The organism is Streptomyces sp. NPDC002573, from assembly GCF_042889625.1.
Classification (GTDB): domain Bacteria; phylum Actinomycetota; class Actinomycetes; order Streptomycetales; family Streptomycetaceae; genus Streptomyces; species Streptomyces gibsoniae.
Map to the genome: position 1 here is coordinate 1 of NZ_JBIARC010000216.1, position 2,818 is coordinate 2,818.

Below are 2,818 nucleotides of genomic sequence, written 5' to 3' on the forward strand. Positions count from 1 at the left end.
AGCCGTACCGAACTCCGCCGCTTCGCGGCTCCGGGCCAAGGATGCATTCCCTCCCCGACTAAAGTCGGGGATACCCTGCAAGATCAGGGATGGAGCCGGTGCACAACTCGTGGCGGGTCCGCAGCCAGGCGCGGCCCGGGTGGCGCCGTTGGTCGGGATACCCCCGGATTGGGCCTGGCCTGCTGAAATTTCGGTTCTGCTGCTGCGGGGTCCCCCGTTGCAGGACGGTGCGGTCTTCTTTCGGGTGAACGGCTCCGTGTTGCTGGATCTTGGCTGCGGTGGTGCCTATTGACTGGGTGCGTACGCCAGGCCTTCCAGGAGGACCACCATGTTTGGCAGGACTGTTCTCGCCGCCACGGCACTTGCCGCTAGCGCTCTGACCGTTCCGGCAGCGCTTCCTCACGCCCACGCCGCAGCACGACGCGTCGTAGAACTGAGCAACGCCGACAACGGCAGGACCGTGTTCGTCACCCTGGGCGAAAAGGTCGAGGTCAAGCTGAAAGCCACCTCAGGTAACGGGGTGAAGTGGGTGTGGGATGTACCCGTGGCCTCCGCCCCCCATGTACTGCGACGGGTTTCAGGAGGCACCGCTCCCAGTGGCGACGCTCGAGCCACCTTCCGAGCCGAAGAACTCGGAAAGAGCACCATCATCGCGCCCAGCCGCTGCGTAGTCACAACTCCTGGACACGTCTGCCCCCGCCTCGGTGTTCTCTGGAGGGCCACCGTCGACGTCCTCTGACGGCTTGGCCCTGAGGGGCAGCGACGTGGGAGAGTCAGCCGTCCCGCGATGTCGGCACGCGTAGAGCGCGAACCGGTCGACGTCCAGGACGTCCTGCCGTGTCCGCCGACTCCTGGAGCTGGGCGTCCAGGTGGACGGCGGCCCGGCGCTCGCGTCGGCGTCGGCGTCGGAGGAATCCAGGGGCCACCATTCGTCCACGGAATGCGGGACGGGGTGCTGGCAGTACATGCATGTGCTCCCCTGGGCCAGGTCGACGGTCCGCCCGGTGCAGCGCGGGCACTCGCCCCGTTCCAGCACCGGACCGCGCCCGCCGGCGCATGCCGGGCAGATGTGTCCGTCCGGTAAGTGCTGCCAGCCTGCGGCCTGCACGGCGGTCTCGAACTCCTCGTCCTCGGCGAGGTCGTCGGGTTCGAGGAACAGGGCCAGGCAGTCGGGCCGGTCGCACGTCACGGCGTCCCGGATCCTCTGGGCGTCCCTCCGGTTCAGGCGGTCGGGTAGCCGTGGGCGCGGTGGGTGTTTTCGGTGAGCCAGCGGCGGAAGGGATGGTTCCTCCGCGCGCGATGCGGTCGTGGCGCTCCTTGACCGTGGTGTGGTGCTGGCCCAGCCCTTCGCCCAGGTCCCGCCACGACACGATGTCGCCGGCGTTGTCGGGCTCGCGGGCCATCAGCAACAGCTCCTCCTCGATGGCGCGTGAAACTCACCGAGTGGATCGCAGCGGCCCGCGCCGTCGACCTGCCCCACCTGCGCAGTCTCACCAACGGTCTTTGATAGTGTCCCTGCTCGTGGTGTAGGCGATCAAGGCGCCGGAATCCCCAGGTCAGGGGCAGTGACTCCTCCGGGCCCGGGTTTCAACTCGCCTCAGCAGGGCTCCTCTTGGGCTACCGCCTCCGCGGAGATCGTCCAGGGCCTCGTACCGGAACGCGTGACGCTTGATCCCCTACACCACGACGCGGGACACGACCCGGTCTTTCCTCCACGCGATGAAACCAGTGGCCGGCATGGGCTGGGATTGGCAGGATGCCCAGCAATGGCCTCCCACTCGTACTCCTTCAACAGTCCACCGATCGATCCCATCACCACCGCCCGCGACGCCTTGAACGGCCTGGCCGTCGGCGACGCCTTCGGAGCCCAGTTCTTCGTCCCCGACAACCTCCCCGCTCTGCGTGACCAGCAACTGCCTAAAGCGCCCTGGCCGTGGACCGACGACACCGAGATGGCCTGCTCCATCCACCAACTCGTCATGCAACGAGGCGAGGTAGACCAAGACGAACTCGCCCGTTCCTTCGCCGAACGGCACGACTTCGACCGCGGATACGGTCCCGCGATGAACCGCCTGCTGCGCCTGGTCCGCCAGGGCGGCAACTGGCGCGAACTCGCGGCCGGACTGTTCGACGGGCAGGGCTCCTGGGGCAACGGGGCAGCGATGCGCGTCGCCCCTCTCGGCGCCCGCTACCCAGGCGACCTGGAACACGCAGCCCGGCAGGCTGCCATGTCCGCCGAGGTGACCCACACCCACCCCGAGGCCGTCGCCGGGGCCGTCGCGGTCGCCGTCGCCGCCAGCCGCGCCGCGCACCGCCGCACCGAACCCGTGACCGGCACGGACCTGCTCGCCATCGTTTTGGACCTTGTCCCGCCCAGCCGGGTACGCGACGGCATCGTCGAGGCCCGTACGCTCCTGGACCAGCCTTACGTCGAACTCGCCGCCCATCATCTCGGCAACGGACGCCAGGTCAGCGCCGTCGATACGGTCCCCTTCACCCTCTGGTGCGCCGCCCGGAATCTGACCGATTACGCGACTGCCCTGTGGGCCACTGCCTCGGCCGGTGGAGACGTCGACACCACCTGCGCGATCGTCGGCGGCATCGTCGCCTCCCGCGTCGGCACCGACGCCATCCCCGCCCCCTGGCGCAACCGCACAGAGACCCTGTCCTTGCCGGAAACCTCATCCGGCCAGGTCAAGCAGCATGCTGGTACTCGTGGAGTATGCCGCCGAGTCGGTCGCGTCTTCGTACGTCAAGGCGAAGGATCCGGGCCGGGTCGTTGATCGGCTCGGGCAACGGGCGGAGCGGGCGGGCGTTG

2 protein-coding genes are annotated in these 2,818 nt (G+C 68.6%); both read left to right on the forward strand.

Annotated elements, in window-relative coordinates; all coding sequences use genetic code 11:
* Positions 1–328 precede the first annotated feature (328 nt).
* On the forward strand, positions 329–739 hold the full coding sequence (locus tag ACFYX0_RS47300; protein ID WP_388981916.1) for a hypothetical protein: 411 nt from the start codon (positions 329–331) through the stop codon (positions 737–739).
* 1,027 nt (positions 740–1,766) lie between these two features.
* A complete protein-coding gene (locus ACFYX0_RS47305; RefSeq protein WP_388981919.1) occupies positions 1,767–2,783 on the forward strand; it encodes an ADP-ribosylglycohydrolase family protein in 1,017 nt (338 codons plus the stop codon).
* Positions 2,784–2,818: the final 35 nt, after the last annotated feature.

Coding starts and splice junctions, on each gene's coding strand:
- ACFYX0_RS47300 (WP_388981916.1), top strand. CDS start 329: ATGTTTGGCAGGACTGTTCTCGCCGCCACGGCACTTGCCGCTAGCGCT.
- ACFYX0_RS47305 (WP_388981919.1), top strand. CDS start 1,767: ATGGCCTCCCACTCGTACTCCTTCAACAGTCCACCGATCGATCCCATC.